The following is a 19,838-nucleotide window of genomic DNA, read 5'->3' on the forward strand; positions in this document are numbered from 1 at the left end:
CACGCTCATGCTTCAACAGCCTTTCATATGCTGCGCCACGCCGCGGAACACGCGCTGACGCAAAGGATTGTCGCCCAGGCCGTAAACGATCTCGGCCGGCGAATCGATGTCCCACACCAGCAAGTCGGCGACATGGCCGGCGGCCAGCCGGCCGTGGCTGGCGCCGCGGCCCAGGGCTTGCGCCGCGTGGCGGGTGACGCCGGCCAGCGCCTCTTCCGGCGTCAGACCGAACAGCACGCAGGCCTGGTTCATCGCCAGCCGGATGGAGGCGAACGGACTGGTGCCGGGGTTGAGATCGGTGGACACCGCCATCGGCACGCCGGCGGCGCGCAGCAGGTCCACCGGCGGCTTTTGGGTTTCGCGCAGGAAGTAGAACGCGCCCGGCAGCAGCACCGCCACGGTGCCGGCGGCCTTCAGCGCGGCCACGCCGGCGGCGTCCAGGTATTCGACGTGATCGGCGGACCAGCCGCCGAACTCGGCCACCAGTTCGGCGCCGTGCAGATTGGACAACTGCTCGACATGGCCCTTGACCTTGAGGCCGTGCGCGCGCGCCGCTTCGAACACGCGGCGGGTCTGCGCCGGCGAGAAGCCCACGCTCTCGCAGAAAGCGTCCACCGCCTCGGCCAGGCCGGCGCGCGCGGCGGCCGGCAGGATGGCGTCCACGATGTGGTCGATGTAGGCGTCGGGCCGGCCGGCGTACTCCGGCGGCAGCGCGTGGGCGGCCAGCAAGGTGGCGGACACTTCCACCGGCAGCTCGTCCCGCAGGCGCCGCGCCGCGCGCAACTGCTTGAGTTCGTCCTCCAGGCTCAGGCCGTAGCCGGACTTGATCTCCACCGTGGTCACGCCCTCGGCCATCAAGGCGCGCAAGCGCGGCTTGGCGGCGGCGGCCAGGCCGGCTTCGTCCAGCGCCCGGGTGGCGCGCACGGTGGAGACGATGCCGCCGCCCTCGGCGGCGATCTGCTGATAAGGCACGCCGTTGAGGCGCTTTTCCCATTCGGCGGCGCGGTTGCCGCCGTAAACCAGGTGAGTGTGGCAATCGATGAAGCCGGGCGTGATCCAGGCGCCCTTGGCGTCGATCACCGCGCCGTCGAAGCCGGCGGGGTCCACGTCCGCGGCCGCCGGCAGCGCGACGATGCGGCCGGCTTCCAGCAATAGCGCGTGGCCGTCCAGCGCGCCGTAAGGCGCCGGGCGGCTAGGGTCCATGGTCGCCAGCCTGGCGTTGATCCACAGGCTGCGGCGATCCGTTTCGGCTTGACTCATGGTGGGCTCGCTGCGGGTTATTTGTATATACAATTAATCCTATCCAAACAGCCTGTCAAGTTTGAAGCGGTGATTTTTGTAAACAGGCCGAATTGGCAGATTTTACTTATAGTCCAATCACTTGATGTTGCATGGCAACAAAAAAGCCGCCCGGCGGCGGCTTGAGGCGACTGGAAAATTCAGCCTCTATTTGTATATACAATATTGCGTTCGAACAAGCGCGGCAAGCTGCGGCGCAGCATCCCCGCCGCCGCTCAGCGCTTGACCCGGGTTTGCGAACGCAATTTGTAGCGCGAGCCCGGATGCGTCAGCCGCGCGAAGCTGACCAGCTTCTTGTGCGACCAAGTGCGGCGCAAAACCAACAGGCAGGGCTCCTGCGCCCTCATGTCCAGCATCGCCTGCTCGGCCGCGCTGGGCAGCACCGCCTCCACGCTGTGCTCGATGTCGGTCAGCGGGCAGTTCTTCATCAGGTAGTCGTTGGGCGTGCGGCTGCTGAAGTCCTGCTCCAGATAATCCGGCGCGAAAGCGGGATTGACGTAGCGGTCTTCCAGCTGGATGGCCACATCGTCCTCGCGGTGGACGATGAGCGAGCGGAACACCGTGCTGCCCTCCTTCACGCCCAGGCGCAGCGCCACGTCTTCGGTGGCCTGCACGGCCTTGAGTTCGTAGACGTCGGCGCTGTGGCGATGACCGCGCGCCTCGATTTCTTCGGAGATGTTGTTGATGTCCAGCAGCGGTGACTCCGCCTTGCGCTCCGCCACATACGTGCCGTCGCCGGCGAAGCGCAGCAGGATGCCGGCCTCGGCCAGATCCCGCACCGCCTTGTTGACGGTCATGCGCGATACCTGGAACTGACGCGCCAACTCCAGCTCGGGCGGAATCTTGCCGCCTGGCAGAAACTGGCGGGAACGAATGCCTTCAAGGATGTATTCCTTGATGCGCAGATAACGCGGTTGTGCTGTGGATGACACCTTGGGAACCCAGACATTAACGGTTGGCAAAAGGATTGTAGCCCAAGGCGGCGCGCAAGCCCCTGATCCAGCGCAGACAAAACCGGCCGCGGGCATTGCCGCCGCCGCTGGTCTGCGCCAAGATGGAAGCCCGTCGCCCGTTTGCGAGGCCTGACATGACGCTTGAGCAATGGTTGCAAGAGTATGATCTCAGTCACCGCCATCCCGTCAATATCCGCATTCATAAAATCTGCGTGCCCGCCATCGTGTTCGCGCTCTTGGGCCTGCTCTCCAGCGTGCCCTCGCCGCTGAACCTCGCCTGGCTGGCGGCGGCGGCCGGCCTGGCCTTCTATTGGCGGCTGGGCCGCGCGCCCGCGCTGGCGATGGCGGCGATGTGCCTGCCCATGCTCTTGCTTCTGGAGGCGGCGTCCCGCGCCGGCCTGCCGCTGGCGCTGCTCTCTCTGGGGCTGTTCGTCGTCGCCTGGATCGGCCAGTTCGTCGGCCACGCGATCGAGGGCAAAAAGCCCTCCTTTCTGCGCGACCTGCAATTCCTGCTGATCGGCCCGCTGTGGACGCTGCGCCGCTGGCTGTAGCGCGCTATCATCGGTTTTTTGCCCGGAAGCTCCGTATGTCCGTCGCCCTGCCTCCCGCCGCCGCGCTGTCCAGCCGCGCGCCCGGCGTCGATATCCTCGTCATCTCCGCGGCGGATTTTCACGCGGAAATCTCCTTGCTGGGCGGCCAGTTGCTCAGCTTCCGCGCCGCCGGCCAGCAACCCTTGCTGTATTTGTCGCCGCAGGCGCGCTACCAGCCGGGCAAGGCCATACGCGGCGGCGTGCCGCTGTGCTGGCCCTGGTTCGGCCCGCACCCCGACGACGCGAGCCTGCCGGCCCACGGCGTGGCGCGCACGCAAGCCTGGCGCCTGGACGAGGTCCGCGAGGACGCCGGCGCGTTCCACGTGAAACTCTCCGGCCCGGAATGCGACGGCCTGACGGCGGAAATGGAATACCGGCTGGGCGCGGCGGTGGAAGCGGCGCTGACCACCCGCAACCGCGGCGACCGCCCGCAACGCCTCGGCGCCGCGCTGCACAGTTATCTGGCGGTGGGCGACGCGCGCCAAGCCGCCTTGTCCGGCCTGGACGGCGAGCGCTGTCACGACAAGGTGGCCGGCCGCGAAAGCCGCTGGCCGGACGGCGAATTCCGCTTCCGGGCCGAGGTGGACAGCATTGTTTACAGCGAGCGCCCCGCCTTGCTGCGCGACCCGGTCTGGCGGCGTTGCATTCGCGTCACAGCGGAAGGCGCCGGCAGCGTGGTGGTGTGGAATCCGGCGGCGGAGAAAACCGCCTTGCTGGGCGACTTGCCGGACGCCGCCTGGCTTGATTTCGTCTGCGTGGAAACCGCCAACGCCGGCGACGATGTCCGACTGCTCGCCCCCGGCGCCAGCCACCGCCTGGCCTGCCGCTTGACGCTGGAACCCTTCCACGGCGAGGCCGGGGTATAATGAGGGCCGATGCCGCCGCGGCGCACAGCCCGGCGGACCGCGTTTTTCAGTTCCGGAACCCCTAGCGATGGCCAGACCCGACAAGATTTCCCGTTTCCTGCCGATTTCCTTTGCCAACGGCAACAGCGTGCGCCGCTTCGGCAAACACTGCCCCAGCTGCCGCGCGATGGTGGGCTCGGAGCATATGGAAGGCATCGCCAGCAAACAGCAGGACAAGATCTTCCTCGCGGCCCAGGCGCGCTGCCCGTCCTGCGGCGCCGGTTTCCCGGTGCGTTGCGTGATCACGGACGACAAGCGCGTGCACCGCGTGCTGCTGCCGCATTGGGCCTTCCGCATGTGGCTGCACATGGCCACCCGCAACGATCCGCAGCCGCCCGGCGACGAAAACTGGACGCTGGAGGCAAGCCCGTCGGAAACGCCGCAGCAAGGTTTCGTGCTGCCCGACAACGCCTTCGTCACCCGCTCGGAAGAAGTGCTGGGCCGTTTTCAGGGCGAGCCCATCAACGCCTGGATCGAATATCAGGGCCAGCGCTTCGTGTTCGAACGCGCCGCGCCGCCCAGCGGCGACGCCCGGCTGGATTCAAGCGAGCTGCTGTTTGAAGGCCGGCTGATCTACCGCCAGGCCTGAAGTCTATAGCGCCGCTTCGGCTTCTGAGCGAGGACAAAGAAAACGGCAGCCCTTGGGCTGCCGTTGTCATGCGCGGCCTCAGAACGTGTTTACGATCTCGCGAGCTAAGGCGAGCGTCTGAGAAAGCGGAATGTGCACGTGGTACATGAGCATGTTGAGCTTGTACTCACCGTGTAACACTCCGCGACGCGCAGCAGATTATGAACAGCTTCTCAGTGCGCCGCGGCCGGGTAGCGCTCTCTAACCCAAGTCTCGAAACGGCGGCACATTTCCGCCTCCCCGGCCTCGTTGTCGGCGATCAGCTCGGCGCCGTGCACCAGCCGTATCGTCGCGTCCAGCCGCTCCGGGTAATCCCGCGCGTAGTTCCGCTCCGCGGCGGCGGCGATCTGCCGCTCCGCCTCTTGCCAGGCCTCGGCCGCGCTGCGCTTGCAGGCCTCGGCCAGATAAAGGGCGTTGAAATGCTCGCCGGTCAGGCTCAGCAAGGTGGCGTCGTGGCTGAGGCTGTTGCCCGGCGCCCAGTAATGCTCGGCCAGCAGCGGGCCGATCGCCGGGTTGTCGGTCAGATAGCCGTATTCGCGCAAGAAGTGAGCGCGAGTCTGATACACCGCCATATGCGCCAGCAGATAGCCGTGATAGGACGCCGCCGATTCCTGATTCAGCAAATGCGGAATCGCCAGCAGCGGCCGCGGACCGCATTCCACGCCCAGAATCTCGCGCTCGCAACGACGCGCCAGCGCCAGCACCGTCTCCGGCTTCAGTTCCGCCTCCGGCAAGCGGTACAACTCGCGCTCGAAGTAGGCGACCACGGCGATGGAGCGCTCGGAGAAGGCGAAGAAGGGCTGGACCGCTTCGATGCGCGCGCGGATCAAGGCGTCCGGCATCGCCTCCCCCGCGGCGTTGCGCGCGTAGCGCTTCAGCCAGTCGGCGTCGTTCAGCAGGCTGTCGCAGAACATGCTCTGGGTTTCGGCGTAAGCCATCGAAGTGGGCGCGAACTCCTGGGAGAAGCACGGCGCGTTCTGGATCACATTGGCGAAGTGCGCGGCGTGGCCGCCTTCGTGGAACAGGGTGTTGATCGCGCGCGCGCCGCTGCCCACCTGATCCGGCGTGGCGTCGGCGGTGAAATTGATCCGGCCCGGCACCCAGCGGTCGCCGTCGTAAAAGCTGGGCACCGGCCCGTGGCAGAAACCGTTCTGATACTTGCCCTTGCGCTCCACCAGGTCCAGCTGCATCGTGGCTTGCCGGTATTGCACGCCCAGCCGGCGGAAACTCAGCACCCAGCGCTCCACCGCCTTGGAGAACGGCAGATAGGGGTCCATCTGCCGGGTGACGTCGCCGCTCATGTGAAAACGCAGATTGTGCGGCAGCAGCGCGTCCTCGCCCTTGTCGTCGGCCAGACGCCGCAGCGCTTGCTGATTGGCCTCGCGGGTGCGCGCCTCGAAATCGTCGAGAACGGCGAACAGCGCCTCCGGCGTCATCTGCTCGTTCTTGCGCACCTTGTGCTCGAAATAATCGGCGCTGCCCAGGCTGCGCGCCAGCGCGTTGCGCTGTTTGACGATGTCGAGAAAGCCGTTGTCCAACACCCAGCGCTCGAGATCGAGCAAGGCGTCGTGCGAGCTCTTGCGCGCGGCGGCGTCCGGGTTGGTGGTCATATTGATGCTCAACATGGTCAGCGTCGCCTCTTCGCGCTCGCCGCGCTCGTTGACGTGGCTGAGCGCGAGATCGCGGCGCTTGGCGAACAACGCGGCCTCCATCTCGATCAGCCGGCGCATCTGCTCCTGCGCCGCCTCGCTGTCGACGATATTGCTCTCGAACAAGGCCAACCATCCCCGATAACCGTGCAGCAGGGCGTCGCGCTCCGCGCCGGCCGGCTGCGCCTGCAAGCCCTCCAGCGCCGCGCGCACCGCCGTCAACCGCTCCGGGCTGGAGATGAAGGCCTTGTAGGCCGCTTCCGCGCGGGCGAAACCGTCGTGGTCGTCGGAAACCGCCATATAGGTGTCCCAGAACAGGTCTTCCTTGGTCTTATGCACCGCCAGGTAATCGCGGTTGAGCTGGTCGAAGCCCGCGCGCAGTTCGGCAATCGCTGTCATCTTGCTCACTCTCCTTTGCGCTGTCCGTCGGCCGCTTGTGGCGGGCCGGAACAGTCTGTTTATGAAGTTTGCATTAAGTGTGCGCGAGCGTCCTCCGCCGGTCAAGCGCGGGCCGCGCCCAAGCTAGCCGCGCGCTTCCGCCGCCCATTGCAGGACTTCCCGCCGCGGGCCGGCGAAGGGCGGCGGCACCGCGGACAAGAGCAGGCTCAGCCTCGGCTCAGCGCCCAGCGGCTGCACCACGAAACCCAAACGCCGCGCCAATTGCAGCATGGCGATGTTGCCGGGCGCGCAATCGGCCCAGATCCGGTGCCAGCCCAATTGGCGGTAGCCGAAGTCCAGCATCATCCGCGCCGCCTCCAGCGCGTAGCCCTGGCCCCAGGCCGATTCCGCCAGTTCGATGCCGAAGCCGGCTTCACCGCCGCGTCCCAGGCCGCGCAGGCCGACCGAGCCGAGCAGCGCCTTGTCTTCGACGCGCACGATGGCCAGCTGCCAGCCGCGGCGAGGGGCGTCGCGCTGCTGCTCCAGAAAGCGCAGCAATAACTGCCCGCTGCGCGCAGGCGTGAGTTCTTCCGGCGGGTAATGACGGGCGAACTCGCGGCCGCTGCGCGCCATCGCGTAGGCGGCGTGGTCGTCCGGGCGGAAATCGCGCAGCATCAGACGCCGGCTGTAGAGCAAGGGGCTCAGCATAAGCCGCCCTTCTCCAGCCGCAGCCGGTGAATGCGCTGTTCCAGCTCCTGGCGACGGTGTCGCTCTTGTTGATCCTGGTGTTGAGTCTGGCTTCTCAGCCATGCTTTATCGGTCAACGCCGCGTGGTCGTCGCCGAGAATGTCGCGCAGCAAGTGCCGCGACAGGGGAATAAAGAACAATGCCATGATGGCGTAACCTGTAAAGAACGATAAAGATCATGGACGGCTGGCCCGCGGGGAGCGGGAAGGCGTCCGGCATGCGTCGTCCGGCTTGTGGGGCCGAGCGACGCTGCGCAGTCTGCTACCGGGATGGCATGGCGTCAAGCATAATCTGAGCGAAACATACCTATGGCATGGAGGGAGGGAAGCCGTAGCCGCTAAATCCGTTTACGCTACTCGCGAGCGGGAACGAGACAGGCGAACGCCGCCGAGAAAAGCGTAGGAGCGGTACGAAGGGGCGCGCCGCGCCCGGCGGGCATGGCGCAGACGCTCAGCGCCACCAGCCGAGATAACGGGCCAGGCTGGTGGAAATGGCCGCGTCGGTCAGGCCCAATTGCAGGCCCACCATCGCCGCGTAGAGCTGCATGCCGTGTTCGTCCGGCATATAGGGCAGCGCCCAATCGCTCAACATCGGATACAGCAAGCACGCCAGCAACAGGCCTGCCGCCAGCGCCGCGCCCACCCAGGCGCGGGAACGCGCGCGCAGGGCCAAGCGGATCAGAAGATCCGAACCGAAGAAAACCACGCTAACCAGATAGAGCGCCATGACGCGCCTCCTTGCAAAATATTGACCATGTCACTCCGCCGCCGGCGGCACGAGGGCGGCTCGGAGCGAATGCTTGTTTTTGGGGCAATCAGGGGCGGCAATGCATTGCAATGATGCATGGGCGGCGCGGTGCGACCGCGCTCGGTGCTTTTGAACGGCTGGCGCGGGCCGGATTCGGCTCGGCAATGGGCCGACGCCGGAAACACTCGGCGACGGCCCATTGAGTGGTTTATAGCAGACTCTCCTAATGAAAACAGCCCGCGTTTCTTGCGAAACGCGGGCTGCTCCAAACGCGGAAAAACTCAGGTCGCGGCGGCGCGTCGCCCCTGCCACATCTGCAGCAGACCGGCGGCGGAGTACAGCAGCAGCGCCGCCCAGATCAGACCGAAACCCAGCGCGCGGCCGCTGTCGAACGCCTCTCCGAACAAGAGCACGCCCAGCGCCAGCTGGATGCTGGGGCCGATGTACTGGATCACTCCCACCGTCGCCAGCTTGAGCCGGCGCGCGCCGGCGGCGAACAGCAGCAAGGGCACCGCGGTCACCACGCCGGCGCCTATCAGCAAACCGGTCTGCGCGGCGGAGCCATGGCCGAAAGCGCCCTGCCCCTGCCATTCGAACCAGACCAGGGCCAGCGCCGCCAGCGGCGTCATCAGGAAGGTTTCCAAAGCCAGGCCCTCCAGCGAGGCCAAGGGCGCCTTCTTGCGCAGCAGGCCGTACAAGCCGAAGGTGGCCGCCAGCGACAGCGCGATCCACGGCAAGGCGCCGGCGCTGTAAGTGATCCAGGCCACGCCGGCCGCCGCCAGCAGCAAGGCGGCGTTCTGCAGCCCGCTCAAGCGCTCGGACAGAAAGATCCGGCCCAACAACACATTGAACAGCGGATTGATGAAATAGCCCAGGCTGCCCTCCACCACGTGGCCGGCGTTCACCGCCCAGATATAGATCAGCCAGTTCAGCGACAGCAGCAGGGAAGACAGGCCGAAGATGCCCAGTTTGCGCGGCTCGCGCACCGCGGCCGGCAGCCAGCCCCAATGATTGCGCGCGGTCAGCACCGCCGCGACGAACACCGCAGACCAGACAATGCGGTGGCACAGAATTTGCAAAGCCGGGACATCGTGCAGCGGCTTCCAGTACAAAGGAAACAGACCCCAACAGATGAAGGCGGCAACGGTGAAAACGACGCCGCGGCCGCTTTCGGAGGTAGAAGAAACTGAACTCATGGGATTTCACACAGCAAGGGAGGGGGTCAGGATGACAGCTTAACCAAATTGCCTCAGCGGAAAAACCGCTATTCAATCAACAGATTGTTCAATATTTAAAACAATGACTTTCCGGATGGCAAACATGCTGCGCTGGCACAATCGCCGCAGTCGCCGTCCAATTCAGTCAATCTCTTTGACGTTGACGTAAACGTAACTTATAGTCCGATCAAATAGAGAAAAGACTCTAGAAACCAGCCCCGGACCAGGGACCGCGCCGGCATGCAAAACATGCCGGCGATCAAAAAAACACCGGCTGGAAGATGGAGCTCAACCGCTGACAGCAAAGGAGAAGCCGTCGGCGCCGCACAGACCGCACACATGCGGCGGGCGCAGACACACCGGGCCGCCGCCCTTGCATAGAACCTGTTCAATGTCTGCCGCGCTCAACGCGCGAAACTTGAAACAGGCTCTCATAAGGGCGGTGACACCGGGCCAGCGGGTCTAAAACTTAAGGAGAAGGCCGGCCGAACGCGCCCACAAGGCGCAGGCCGGCCCCATCGCCACAAGCGATGGGACGTCCGCCGCGCGGCGGACGCGCCCGAGAATGACAGGAGGAGAAACCATGTCGATCCGCCACGCAGACCTGGAAGAAAAATACACGGCCCCCACCGGCCAGGTGCTGATGACCGGGATTCAGGCGCTGGTGCGCCTGCCCATGCTGCAACAACAACTGGACCGCGCCGCCGGGCTCAATACCGCCGGCTACGTCACCGGCTACCGCGGCTCCCCGCTGGGCAATGTCGACCAGACCATGCAGAAGGCCGGCAAATACCTGAAGGAACACAATGTGGTGTTCCACCCCGGCCTCAACGAGGACCTGGCCGCCACCGCGGTCTGGGGCACCCAGCAGGTGAATATGTTCGACGGCCCCAAATACGACGGCGTCTACGCGCTGTGGTACGGCAAGGGTCCGGGCGTGGACCGCTCCGGCGACGTGCTCAAGCACGGCAACGCCGCCGGCACCAGCCGCCACGGCGGCGTGCTGCTGGTGGCCGGCGACGACCACGCGGCCAAGTCGTCCACCTTCCCGCATCAATCCGACCACATCCTCGCCGCCAGCATGATTCCGGTGCTCAGCCCGTCCGGGGTGCAGGAAATCCTGGACTACGGCCTGCACGGCTGGGCGATGAGCCGCTATTCCGGCTGTTGGGTGTCGATCAAGGCGATCTCCGACACCATCGAAAGCTCCGCCATCGTCGACATCTCCCCGGAACGGCTGCAGTTCAAGATTCCGGAAGACTTCCCCTTGCCCGAGGACGGCCTCAACATCCGCTGGCCGGACGCGCCGCTGGCGCAGGAAAAACGCGTGCTGCACCACCGCCTGTACGCGGCGCTGGCCTATGCCCGCGCAAACAAGCTGAACCACATCACGCTGGACTCCCCCAAGCCGCGGCTGGGCATCATCACCTGTGGCAAAAGCTATCTGGACGTGATGCAGGCGCTGGACGATCTGGGCATAGACGAGGCGCTGGCCGCCGACATCGGCCTGCGCATCTTCAAGGTGGGCATGGTCTGGCCGCTGGAGCCGGAAGGCGTGCGCCAGTTTGCAGAAGGCCTGGAAGAGATCCTGGTGGTGGAGGAAAAACGCCAGATCATCGAATACCAGTTGAAAGAGCAGCTGTACAACTGGCGCGACGACGTGCGCCCGCGCGTGGTGGGCAAGTTCGCCGAAAAAGGCGAATGGGCGCTGCCGCACGGCGACTGGCTGCTGCCGGCCGCCGGCGAGCTGACCCCGGCGATGATCGCCCGCGCCATCGCCGGCCGGCTGGCGCTGATCTTCGACAGCCCCATCATCCACGATAGGCTGAAGTTCTACGACGACAAGGAAGCCCAGCTGGTCAAACCGCGCGAGTCCATCGCCCGCGTGCCCCACTACTGCTCCGGCTGTCCGCACAACACCAGCACCAAGGTGCCGGAAGGCAGCCGTGCCGTCGCCGGCATCGGCTGCCACTATATGGCGCACTGGATTCAGGCCGACAGCACCAAGACCTTCACCCAGATGGGCGGCGAAGGCATCACCTGGGTGGGCCAGGCGCCGTTCACCCACACCAAGCACATCTTCACCAATCTGGGCGACGGCACCTACTTCCACTCCGGCCTGCTGGCCATCCGCGCCGCCGTGGCCGCCAAGGTCAACATCACCTACAAGATCCTGTACAACGACGCGGTGGCGATGACCGGCGGCCAGCACGTGGACGGCTATCTGGACGTGCCCATGATCACCCGCCAGCTGGCGGCCGAGGGCATCAAGCGCATCGTGATCACCAGCGACGATCCGGACAAATACCAGAACGTCCAGGGCCTGGCGGCCGGCGTGGAAGTCTTCCACCGCCGCGAACTGGACCGGCTGCAAAAAGAACTGCGCGAAGTCGAAGGCACCACCATTCTGATCCACGATCAGACCTGCGCCGCAGAGAAGCGCCGCCGCCGCAAACGCGGCGACTACCCCGACCCGGCCAAGCGCGCCTTCATCAACCAGCAGGTCTGCGAAGGCTGCGGCGATTGCGGCCAGAAATCCGGCTGTCTGTCGGTGTTGCCGGTGGAAACCCCGCTGGGCCGCAAACGCAAGATCGACCAGTCCAGCTGCAATAAGGATTACTCCTGCGTAGAGGGCTTCTGCCCCAGCTTCGTCACCGTGGAAGGCGGCCAGCTGAAGAAATCCGCCGGCAGCAGCGCCAGCCTGGGTGCGATGCCGGCGCTGCCGGAGCCGACGATTCCGCAGCTCCACGAACCGTTCAGCATCATGGTCACCGGCGTCGGCGGCACCGGCGTGGTCACCATAGGCCAGGTGCTGGGCATGGCCGCCTATCTGGACCGCAAGGGCGTCACCGTGCTGGACATGGCCGGCCTGGCGCAGAAAGGCGGTTCGGTGTGGTCGCATGTGCGCATCGCCGACAGCCAGGACAAGCTGCACGCGGTGCGCATCGCCGCCGGCGACGCCAACCTGGTGCTGGGCTGCGATCTGGTGGTCACCGCCGCCGAGGAGGCGCTGGCCAAGATGCGCGACGGCTTCAGCCACGCCATCGTCAACAACTACGAATCGCCGACCAGCGCCTTCCTGAAAAACCCGGACGTGCGCTTCCCCAGCAAGGCGATGAAGGACGCCGTCGTCGAATCGGTGGGCGCCGGCCGCTACAGCGAGGTCAACGCCACCCGGCTGGCCACCTCGCTGCTGGGCGACGCCATCGCCAGCAATATGTTCATGCTGGGCTACGCCTGGCAAAAGGGTTTGGTGCCGGTGACGCTGGAAGCCATCATGGAGGCGGTGCGCCTGAACGGCGCCGCGGTCAAGTTCAATCAGGACGCCTTCAGTTGGGGCCGCCACGCCGCCCATGATCCGGCGCGCATCGAAGCGCTGGTCAGCCCGTCGGCGGTGGTGGCCTTCGTTCCACGTGAAACGCCGGACGCGGTGCTGCACCATCGCGCCAGCGCGCTGACCGCCTACCAGAACGCGGCGCTGGCCGAACGCTACAAGGCGCTGGTCGGCCGCGTGCGCCAGGCCGAGGAAGCGCTGAACCCGGCCAGCAGCGCGCTGACGCTGGCGGTGGCCAAGAACTACTACCATGTGCTGGCCTACAAGGACGAATTCGAAGTGGCCCGGCTCTACACCGACGGCGGCTTCCAGCGCGAGCTGGCGCAGCAGTTCGACGGCGATTACCAGCTGCGCTTCCACATCGGCGCCGGCTGGATCACCGGCGGCCAGCCGCGCAAAGTGGCTTTCGGCCCCTGGCTGCTGACCGGCATGAAGTGGCTGGCCAAGCTGCGCTTCCTGCGCGGCACCCTGCTGGACCCGTTCGCTTGGCAGGCCGACCGCAAGCTGGAGCGCCGGCTGATCGGCGAGTTCGAACAACAGGTGGACGCCTTGCTGGGCGGTCTGACGCTGGACGCGCTGCCGCGCGCGGTAGAGCTGGTGAAAACCTGGGAAGGCGTGCGCGGCTTCGGCCACATCAAGGAGCGCAACTACCAGCAGGCTAAGAGCAAGCAAACGCAGCTGCTGAGCGAGCTGAAGCCGGGGGGCAAAAACCGCCAGGTGGCCTAAGTTGAACAGATTGAAGTTGCTGTAAACGTAGTACCCGAGTGTTCCTACAGCTTGCGGGCGTCGACCAAGGTCGACGCCCTTTTTTTACCCATTCTTTCTGCCGGTCGCGCCCTGCTCGCATTGAAAATGCCAAAAGCATTTCCTAGCCTCAAGACTGGCGCACTCTCGCGCCGTCCCATCCCAAGCTTGTCCGCATAGGAGACCCCATATGTCCCTGAACTGTCGCCACTGGCTGCTCGCCTCCGCCTGCGCGCTGCTATTGGGCTGCGCGTCCACGCCCGGCAGCGACCGCTGCGCCGGCCTGACCCAGCCAGCCCTGCCCGGCATGGCCGCGGTGGACAATCCCGATCTGCTGAACAGCGCATTGGGCCAGCCCGGCAAAGGCGGCCTGTGCGCCGGCCAGGTACGGCGCCAGGAGCCGGCGGATCAAACCGTGACGGTCTACCGCGTGTACGACAGCGCCAAGGCCAATTCGCGGCTGGGCCGCTGGTGGTCGTTCAGCCAGCCGCAAGGGCCGGTGGCCGCCTACCGCGCCGCCAACGCCATCTGCCCAAGCTGGAGCCAGCTCAACCGCATGGTGCGCTGCCAATTGAAAGTGGGCGCCCAGGTGGCGGTGGGCCCGGGCCAGAGCGCCGATTGCGCGCCGGACGCCAACTATCCGCCCTCGCCGGTCAACCAGGTCTACATCCCCAACGCCAGCCCAGACAGCCTGCTGGTGGAGCGCTGCGAGGACCTGGGAGATTTCCCGCCGGCCTCTTGAGCGAGACCCCACTCAATTGACGCCAACCTTCTAAGCCATCAGCATGGTCGTTTATTCCAACAAGAGAAACGACCATGCGCCTTAAGCCCCTTCTCGCCGCCGGCCTGTGCGCCGCGCTGTTCCACGCCGGCCCGGCGTTCGCCGCCGAAGACAGCGTCGCCGCCGCCAAAGCCCTGCTGCGGGCGATGCGTTACGACGAGATCATCGCGCAAACGATGCAACAGATGGAAGCCTCCATGCAGCAGCAAATGGAGCAGCAGCTGTGGCAAAACCTGCCAAACTGCGCGGAAACGCCGGACTGCAAAAGCAAGGTCGGCGCTTTTCTGCAGCAGGTGATGAAAACCCAGCAAGCCTATTTCCAATCCCCCGAAACCCGCAAATTGATGAACGAAGTGCAGGTCCAGGCGCTGAGCAAGAATTTCAGCGTCGCCGAGATCCGCGAGATGAGCGCTTTCTATCAGACCCCCACCGGCAGCAAGATGCTGCGGCTGATGCCCAAGATCACGGCGGAAATCGGTCCGGTGCTGATGAAGGACATCGGCCAGCGCTTGATGCCCGAGCTCAAGCAGCAGATGGACGAGTTCGCGCGGCGGAACGACGTCCGCTAAACCGGCCAACACGCAGCAAAACGGGGCCAGCGGCCCCGTTATTGTTGTCCAGCGCCCGCGGCGCTCAGCTCTGACGCACCACCATCGCCTGCTCCGGCGCCGGGAAGCCGCCGGCGGCCAGGGTCTCGCGAATCACGCGGTTGCTGTCGAAATACACCTGCCAGTAATCCTGCGGCTTGCAATAAGGCCGCACCGCCAACACCGGTCCCAAGGGCGTGAACTCCAGCAGGCCGATGTCCGGCGCCGGGCTGGCCAGCACATTGGGCACCTTGGCCACCGTCTCCCGCAGCAAGCTCATCGCCGCGGCGTGATCGGCGCTGGCGGCCAACTGGGCTTTCAAATCCACCCGCCGCTGTTCGTTGACGCTGAAGTTCTGGATGGTGTCGGAGAAGATCTTGTTATTGCCGATCAGGGTCAGCACCCCGTCCGGCGTGTCCACCGCGGTGGCGAACAAGCCGATGTGCTTGACCGTGCCGATCACGCCGGCCACGCCCACCAGATCGCCCACTTTGAACGGCCGCAATACCACCAGGAAGATGCCGGCGGCGAAATTGGCCAGCAGTCCGCTCCAGGCCATGCCCACCGCCACGCCGGCGGCGGCGATCACCGCGGCGAAGGTGGTGGTCTGCACCCCGAAGAAACCGAGGATGCCGATCACCAGCACAATGGTCAGCGTCACGTCCAGGAAGGACTTCACGTACTGGCGGATGGTGTGGTCCAGCGACTTGCTGGCCAGCTTGGCGTCCAGCAGCCGGGTGGCGAAATTGATCAGCCAGCGGCCCACCAGCCACAGCAAGATGGCCGACAAGATATTGAGGCCTATCTTCACCGCCAGATCGGTCCAGTGAGTCCAGTTAATGGCATCCATTTGTAAATTCCCCTTTTGAACGGTTTTGCAACATGTTTAAAGATAGGAGTTTGCCACAGAAATACCAAATGAATTTTAAATGCGAAATCGCCTCGTCGTTTTTTAGCGCCGGTTCAAAGTCCCGCGAGCCGACGCGCGGCGGGCCCTGCGCCGCCTCTCAAGCGTCGGACAAGGCGCGGCAGGTCTCCCCGATGCCGCCCAGAATGCGCAGCTCGAAAGCGTGGTCCATGCGCGTGGGCGTGTAATTGATCAAGGCGGTGGCCACGCCGGCCTGCGCCGCCTCCAGCGGGATCAGATTGACCGGCGACACCTCCAACGACGAGCCCATCACCAGCAGCAGGTCCGCCTGCAAAGCGGCGTCGAAGGCCAGCTCAATCAAGGGCACCGCCTCCCCGTACAGCACCACGTCGGGCTTGAGCACGTCGTGACACAGCCGGCAGACCGGCAGCGGGTGATGCAGCACGTAGTCCAGCGCGTGAGTGGTGTCGCAGCTGGGGCAGCTGGCGGTCAGCAAGCTGCCGTGCAATTCCAACACCTGGCCGCTGCCGGCGCGCGCGTGCAGGCCGTCTATGTTCTGGGTCAGCACTGTCACCCGCTTGCCCTGCTGCTCCAATTCCGCCAGAAACTGGTGGCCGGCGTTGGGCCGGTAATCGCCAATCAACTTGATGCGGAAGATCTCGCGAAACGCCTGCCAGAACGCCTCCGGATCGCGACGGAAATAATCGATGGACACCACTTCGGCCAGGCTCATGCTGCGCGACCACAGGCCGTTGGCGGAGCGGAAATCCGGGATGCCGGATTCGGTGCTCATGCCGGCGCCGGTCAGCGCCACAATGGTTTCCGCCTGCTCCAGCATCTGGCGCAGGCGGTGGATTTGCTCGGACATCTATGCATTCCAGCTATTGATTGAATCCACTATAGAAGCTGGCCGCGTCATGCACTCGCGTACCGTGGCCTCAGCTTAGCCGTTTTCATGCCATACGCTCAGCCGGCCGTTGGCACAGGGTATTTGACGGCGTTCTTGGCCATTTTGTCGCGTACCGCCGCGTCCAGGTCCACTCCCGTCACCATCGCCAGCCGCGTCAGGTAGAGCAGCACATCGGCGATTTCCTCCTGCAGATGGGTGAAGCGCGCCGGATCGTCGCGCAGCGCGGCGGCTTCCTCGTCGCTCAGCCATTGGAAGATTTCCGCCAGTTCGCCCACCTCGCCCACCAGCGCCAGCATCAGGCCGCGCGGCGTGTGGTAGCGGTTCCAATCGCGTTCATCGGCAAAACGCTGCAATGCGGCGGTGAGTTTTTCAGTAGCAATCAGGGCTTCGGTCATCGTTCAATCCGGGTTTCACGTGGAACATCAGGCGCTTGCCGCCCCAGAGCCTGTTCAAAAGCTCGCGAGCGAGACAGGGCGTTGCGGCTGAGAAAGCAGAGTGTACATACGGTACATGAGTATTTCGAAGTTGTACTCAACCGTGCCACGTCTCAGCAGACTTTGAACAGGTTCTTAAACCTTTCTCTTATTCCGCCAATTCCAGGCTCACCGAACCGTCGCCATGCTCCGCCGCCAGGCGGAACTGCGGCTGGCGCGCCAGATAGCGCAACGCGCCGGCGCCGGTGTCGAAGCGCATGGCGACGCCGGCCACCGGCAGGATGCGCCAGGCCGGCTTGGCCGCCGGGTCCACCACCTTGCGCTCGGCCAGATAGGCGGCCACCGCCGCGCGGTTTTCGTCCGGAGAATCCACCACCACGCGGCTGGAGTCTATGCCGGGGAAGTGGCCGCCGCCGGAGGCGCGGTAGTTGTTGGTGGCCACCAGGAAACCGGCGTTCTCGTCTATCGGCTTGCCCTGATAGCTCAGCTTGACGATGCGATGGCTGTCCGGCGCAACCAGCTTGCCGTCGGCGTCGTAGCGCGCCGGCCGGCTGACGTCGATCTCATAGCTGACGCCGGCGATGCTGTCGAAGTTGTAAGAGCGGAATTCCGGGTTCAGCAGCGGCTGGGTCTTGGGGCCCTTGGGATCGATGCGCAGGAACTGCCCGGCCGACATCTCCAGCCACTCGCGCACTTCGCGGCCGCTGACCTTCACCGCCTTCAGCGTATTGGGATAGATGTAGAGATCGGCCAGATTGCGGATCGCCAGCGGACCGGCCGGGATGTCGGTGTAGTAATTCCAGCCCTGGCGGCCGCCGGCCTTGAACGGCGCGGCGGCGGACAATACCGGCAAGCCTTCGTACTCGGTGCCCTTGATCGCGTTCTTCACATACCAGGCCTGGGCCTCGGCCACGATCTGCACCGAGGGATCGTCCGCCGCCTGGGCGAAGTAGCTGTAAATCGGCGCGCGGGTTTCCGCCACCTTGCCGCGCACATAGTCCAGCGTCCGGCGGTGTTCGGCGGCGATCAGCTCGGCCACCTTGGGCTCGGCGGCCGCCAGCGATCGCTTGGCCTGCTTGTCGTAGACGGCGCGCAGACCGGCCTGTTTGCCGCTGACTTTCCAGCCGCCGTCGCCCCGCTCCAGCACCAGGTCCACCACGCCGATATGGTCGCCCCAACGTCCCGGCATCACCGCCGGCACGCCGTTGATGGTGCCGGCGGCCAGGTCCACCTTGGGATAGCCGGCGAAGGCGGAAGACGGGAATTCCGCGTGGGCGTGGCCAAACAAGATGGCGTCGATGCCGGCCACCTCGGCCAGACCGGCCACCGAGTTCTCGGCGAAGCGTGCGCTCTCGCCTTTTTCGAAACCGGAATGCGGCACCGCAATCACGATGTCGGCGCCCTTCTGCTTGAGTTCGGGCAGATAGCGGCGCGCGGTGTCGACGATGTCCCTCACCTCCACCTTGCCCTGCAGATTGGCCTTGTCCCACTGCATGATCTGCGGCGGCACAAAGCCGATCACGCCGATGTTCAGCGTCTGCGGCCGTCCGTCCTCGTCCTTGAACTCCCGCTTGAGCAACACATAGGGCTGGAAATACGGCCGGCCGGTCTTGGCGTCCACCACATTGGCGTTGACGTAGGGAAAGGCCGCCGTCTTCAGCGCCTGACCCAGAAAGGGCAAGCCGTAATTGAACTCGTGGTTGCCGATATTGCCGGCGTCGTAACCCAGCCAGTTGAGCACTTTGTAGGCGGGATGAACCTCGCCGGCGCGCAGCGGCTGAACCTTGGCCACCAGATCGCCCAGCGGATTGCCTTGCAACAGATCGCCGTTGTCTATCAGCAGGCTGTTGCGCACCTCTTGCCGCGCCGCGCGGATCAGCGTCGCCGCGCGCGCCAGGCCGAAGTCCTGCGTCGGCTTGTCCTGGTAGTAATCGTAATCCAGCAGGTTCATGTGCACGTCGGAGGTTTCCAGCACCCGCAGCTTCAGCGGGGCGGCCCAGCCGTTTGCGGCCAGCGCGGCCAACAGGGAGGTGAGGAGGAGAGGCGCAAGTTTCACGGGACAGCCTTTTTCTGGTTTTATCGCGCCCGCATTATACGCCCGCCGTCGGCCGCTCCAGATAGAAAGCGCCCCAGGCGCACATCGCGTCTATCACCGGCCGCAGCGTGTCGCCCAGCTCGGTCAGCCGGTAATCCACCCGCGGCGGCACTTCAGCGTAAACCGTGCGCGCGATCAGGCCGTCGCGCTCCAGTTCGCGCAGTTGCTCGGTCAACACTTTCTGCGACACCCCGCCCAGCAAGCGGCGCAGTTCGCCGGTGCGCCGGCTGTCCTCGGACAAATGGCAGAGGATCGCGCATTTCCATTTGCCGCCCACCAGCCGCATGGTGGCGTCGATGGGAAAATTCAGTTCGCTCATGCGGGCACAGTTACCTTTTGGTGCTTATGAAACAAAAAAGTGCATACTTATCAATAGCTTGATCCATTGCTAGCATGGCGGTTCCCATTTTACAGGAAGCGCCATGAAAACCCTGATCATCGTTGCCCACCCCGATCTGGAACAATCCCGAATCAACCGCCGCTGGATGGCCGCGTTATGCCGGCACCCGGAGCGCTACACCGTGCACTCGCTATACCAGGCTTATCCGGACGGCAATATCGACGTGGCGCGCGAACAGGCGCTGCTGAACCGCCACCAACGCATCGTGCTGCAATTCCCGCTGTACTGGTTCAGTTCGCCGCCTCTGTTGAAAACCTGGCAGGACCAGGTGCTGGACGAGGGCTTCGCCATCGGCGCATGGCCGGAAGACTGGCGCATGCGGGACAAGCGCATCAGCGTGGCGGTGTCCACCGGCATACGCGAGCGGGACTTCGCGCCCGACGGCCGCTATCTGTACCGGATGGAGGAAGTGCTGCGGCCGTTCGAGCTGACCTGCCGCTACCTCCGCGCCGAATGGCTGCCCGGCTTCACGCTGCACGGCGCCGAGCATGATCTGAGCGACGCCGAGATCGAGGCCAGCGCGGACGCGTATCTGCGGCACCTGCAGGCCGAGGCGGTATAAATCCACTCGC

At 65.1% G+C, this 19,838-nt stretch carries 19 protein-coding genes; 7 read left to right on the forward strand and 12 right to left on the reverse strand.

Annotation, left to right across the window (positions count from 1 at the left end; all coding sequences use genetic code 11):
- Window positions 1-12: 12 nt before the first annotated feature.
- Together hutI and hutC are read right to left on the reverse strand one after the other, a co-directional pair.
- A complete protein-coding gene (gene hutI / locus ACODSD_RS02845; RefSeq protein WP_488876741.1) occupies window positions 13-1,260 on the reverse strand; it encodes an imidazolonepropionase in 1,248 nt (415 codons plus the stop codon).
- Window positions 1,261-1,514: 254 nt separating this feature from the next.
- The gene (gene hutC / locus ACODSD_RS02850) at window positions 1,515-2,231 is read right to left on the reverse strand and encodes a histidine utilization transcriptional repressor HutC (RefSeq protein WP_199225959.1); all 717 of its coding nucleotides are present in this window, start codon (window positions 2,229-2,231) and stop codon (window positions 1,515-1,517) included.
- Between the two features lie 155 nt (window positions 2,232-2,386).
- Between hutC and ACODSD_RS02855 the strand changes: the two genes are divergently transcribed.
- The 3 genes from ACODSD_RS02855 (at window position 2,387) to ACODSD_RS02865 (ending at window position 4,336) form a co-directional block, all read left to right on the forward strand.
- Window positions 2,387-2,803, forward strand: a complete 417-nt coding sequence (locus ACODSD_RS02855; RefSeq protein ID WP_107801302.1) for an Mpo1 family 2-hydroxy fatty acid dioxygenase — start codon at window positions 2,387-2,389, stop codon at window positions 2,801-2,803.
- A gap of 35 nt (window positions 2,804-2,838) precedes the next feature.
- On the forward strand, window positions 2,839-3,708 hold the full coding sequence (locus tag ACODSD_RS02860) for a D-hexose-6-phosphate mutarotase (protein ID WP_486636172.1): 870 nt from the start codon (window positions 2,839-2,841) through the stop codon (window positions 3,706-3,708).
- A gap of 67 nt (window positions 3,709-3,775) precedes the next feature.
- Window positions 3,776-4,336: a hypothetical protein gene (locus ACODSD_RS02865; protein ID WP_227105857.1), complete on the forward strand. Its 561-nt coding sequence runs from the start codon at window positions 3,776-3,778 to the stop codon at window positions 4,334-4,336.
- Window positions 4,337-4,548: 212 nt separating this feature from the next.
- Here ACODSD_RS02865 and ACODSD_RS02870 read toward each other — a convergent pair whose 3' ends face one another.
- The 5 genes from ACODSD_RS02870 to rarD all read right to left on the reverse strand — a co-directional run bounded on the left by ACODSD_RS02870 (window position 4,549) and on the right by rarD (window position 9,092).
- Complete coding sequence (locus tag ACODSD_RS02870; RefSeq protein ID WP_488876742.1) at window positions 4,549-6,423, reverse strand: M3 family metallopeptidase; 1,875 nt, start codon at window positions 6,421-6,423, stop codon at window positions 4,549-4,551.
- A 123-nt stretch (window positions 6,424-6,546) separates the two neighbouring features.
- Window positions 6,547-7,110, reverse strand: a complete 564-nt coding sequence (locus tag ACODSD_RS02875; protein ID WP_158274391.1) for a GNAT family N-acetyltransferase — start codon at window positions 7,108-7,110, stop codon at window positions 6,547-6,549.
- Complete coding sequence (locus tag ACODSD_RS02880) at window positions 7,104-7,295, reverse strand: hypothetical protein (protein WP_158274392.1); 192 nt, start codon at window positions 7,293-7,295, stop codon at window positions 7,104-7,106. Before ACODSD_RS02880 ends, ACODSD_RS02875 begins: the two co-directional genes overlap by 7 nt.
- 304 nt (window positions 7,296-7,599) lie before the next feature.
- Complete coding sequence (locus ACODSD_RS02885; RefSeq protein ID WP_081547485.1) at window positions 7,600-7,875, reverse strand: hypothetical protein; 276 nt, start codon at window positions 7,873-7,875, stop codon at window positions 7,600-7,602.
- 302 nt (window positions 7,876-8,177) lie between these two features.
- The gene (rarD, locus tag ACODSD_RS02890; protein WP_227105863.1) at window positions 8,178-9,092 is read right to left on the reverse strand and encodes an EamA family transporter RarD; all 915 of its coding nucleotides are present in this window, start codon (window positions 9,090-9,092) and stop codon (window positions 8,178-8,180) included.
- A gap of 604 nt (window positions 9,093-9,696) precedes the next feature.
- Here rarD and ACODSD_RS02895 point away from each other — a divergent pair.
- The 3 genes from ACODSD_RS02895 to ACODSD_RS02905 all read left to right on the forward strand — a co-directional run bounded on the left by ACODSD_RS02895 (window position 9,697) and on the right by ACODSD_RS02905 (window position 14,541).
- A complete protein-coding gene (locus ACODSD_RS02895; RefSeq protein WP_107801308.1) occupies window positions 9,697-13,173 on the forward strand; it encodes an indolepyruvate ferredoxin oxidoreductase family protein in 3,477 nt (1,158 codons plus the stop codon).
- Window positions 13,174-13,381: 208 nt separating this feature from the next.
- Window positions 13,382-13,933 (forward strand): hypothetical protein, encoded by a 552-nt coding sequence (locus tag ACODSD_RS02900; protein WP_107801309.1) that lies wholly within the window; start codon window positions 13,382-13,384, stop codon window positions 13,931-13,933.
- Window positions 13,934-14,007: 74 nt separating this feature from the next.
- Window positions 14,008-14,541, forward strand: a complete 534-nt coding sequence (locus ACODSD_RS02905; protein ID WP_227105869.1) for a DUF2059 domain-containing protein — start codon at window positions 14,008-14,010, stop codon at window positions 14,539-14,541.
- Between the two features lie 64 nt (window positions 14,542-14,605).
- Here ACODSD_RS02905 and ACODSD_RS02910 read toward each other — a convergent pair whose 3' ends face one another.
- From ACODSD_RS02910 to ACODSD_RS02930, 5 genes are all read right to left on the reverse strand, one after another.
- Entirely contained in the window at window positions 14,606-15,409 is an 804-nt protein-coding gene (locus ACODSD_RS02910) for a mechanosensitive ion channel family protein (RefSeq protein WP_107801311.1), read from the reverse strand.
- Between the two features lie 157 nt (window positions 15,410-15,566).
- Window positions 15,567-16,295, reverse strand: coding sequence for an NAD-dependent protein deacylase (locus tag ACODSD_RS02915; protein ID WP_488876743.1), 729 nt, complete (start codon window positions 16,293-16,295; stop codon window positions 15,567-15,569).
- A 98-nt stretch (window positions 16,296-16,393) separates the two neighbouring features.
- Window positions 16,394-16,732, reverse strand: a complete 339-nt coding sequence (locus ACODSD_RS02920) for a nucleotide pyrophosphohydrolase (RefSeq protein ID WP_107801313.1) — start codon at window positions 16,730-16,732, stop codon at window positions 16,394-16,396.
- Between the two features lie 187 nt (window positions 16,733-16,919).
- A complete protein-coding gene (locus ACODSD_RS02925; RefSeq protein WP_488876744.1) occupies window positions 16,920-18,827 on the reverse strand; it encodes a bifunctional 2',3'-cyclic-nucleotide 2'-phosphodiesterase/3'-nucleotidase in 1,908 nt (635 codons plus the stop codon).
- Window positions 18,828-18,861: 34 nt separating this feature from the next.
- Entirely contained in the window at window positions 18,862-19,185 is a 324-nt protein-coding gene (locus ACODSD_RS02930; protein WP_048412875.1) for a winged helix-turn-helix transcriptional regulator, read from the reverse strand.
- Window positions 19,186-19,288: 103 nt separating this feature from the next.
- Between ACODSD_RS02930 and ACODSD_RS02935 the strand changes: the two genes are divergently transcribed.
- Window positions 19,289-19,828 (forward strand): NAD(P)H-dependent oxidoreductase, encoded by a 540-nt coding sequence (locus tag ACODSD_RS02935; protein ID WP_253314748.1) that lies wholly within the window; start codon window positions 19,289-19,291, stop codon window positions 19,826-19,828.
- Window positions 19,829-19,838 lie beyond the last annotated feature (10 nt).

Source organism: Chromobacterium sp. FG22 (assembly GCF_057809415.1).

Excerpts from the sequence above, each read along its gene's own strand:
- ACODSD_RS02885 (WP_081547485.1), bottom strand. The coding sequence starts at position 7,875 with ATGGCGCTCTATCTGGTTAGCGTGGTTTTCTTCGGTTCGGATCTTCTG.
- ACODSD_RS02900 (WP_107801309.1), top strand. The coding sequence starts at position 13,382 with ATGTCCCTGAACTGTCGCCACTGGCTGCTCGCCTCCGCCTGCGCGCTG.
- ACODSD_RS02935 (WP_253314748.1), top strand. The coding sequence starts at position 19,289 with ATGAAAACCCTGATCATCGTTGCCCACCCCGATCTGGAACAATCCCGA.
- ACODSD_RS02875 (WP_158274391.1), bottom strand. The coding sequence starts at position 7,110 with ATGCTGAGCCCCTTGCTCTACAGCCGGCGTCTGATGCTGCGCGATTTC.
- ACODSD_RS02895 (WP_107801308.1), top strand. The coding sequence starts at position 9,697 with ATGTCGATCCGCCACGCAGACCTGGAAGAAAAATACACGGCCCCCACC.
- rarD (WP_227105863.1), bottom strand. The coding sequence starts at position 9,092 with ATGAGTTCAGTTTCTTCTACCTCCGAAAGCGGCCGCGGCGTCGTTTTC.
- ACODSD_RS02915 (WP_488876743.1), bottom strand. The coding sequence starts at position 16,295 with ATGTCCGAGCAAATCCACCGCCTGCGCCAGATGCTGGAGCAGGCGGAA.
- hutI (WP_488876741.1), bottom strand. The coding sequence starts at position 1,260 with ATGAGTCAAGCCGAAACGGATCGCCGCAGCCTGTGGATCAACGCCAGG.
- ACODSD_RS02855 (WP_107801302.1), top strand. The coding sequence starts at position 2,387 with ATGACGCTTGAGCAATGGTTGCAAGAGTATGATCTCAGTCACCGCCAT.
- ACODSD_RS02920 (WP_107801313.1), bottom strand. The coding sequence starts at position 16,732 with ATGACCGAAGCCCTGATTGCTACTGAAAAACTCACCGCCGCATTGCAG.
- ACODSD_RS02870 (WP_488876742.1), bottom strand. The coding sequence starts at position 6,423 with ATGACAGCGATTGCCGAACTGCGCGCGGGCTTCGACCAGCTCAACCGC.
- ACODSD_RS02880 (WP_158274392.1), bottom strand. The coding sequence starts at position 7,295 with ATGGCATTGTTCTTTATTCCCCTGTCGCGGCACTTGCTGCGCGACATT.
- ACODSD_RS02860 (WP_486636172.1), top strand. The coding sequence starts at position 2,839 with ATGTCCGTCGCCCTGCCTCCCGCCGCCGCGCTGTCCAGCCGCGCGCCC.
- ACODSD_RS02910 (WP_107801311.1), bottom strand. The coding sequence starts at position 15,409 with ATGGATGCCATTAACTGGACTCACTGGACCGATCTGGCGGTGAAGATA.
- ACODSD_RS02905 (WP_227105869.1), top strand. The coding sequence starts at position 14,008 with ATGCGCCTTAAGCCCCTTCTCGCCGCCGGCCTGTGCGCCGCGCTGTTC.
- ACODSD_RS02930 (WP_048412875.1), bottom strand. The coding sequence starts at position 19,185 with ATGAGCGAACTGAATTTTCCCATCGACGCCACCATGCGGCTGGTGGGC.
- ACODSD_RS02865 (WP_227105857.1), top strand. The coding sequence starts at position 3,776 with ATGGCCAGACCCGACAAGATTTCCCGTTTCCTGCCGATTTCCTTTGCC.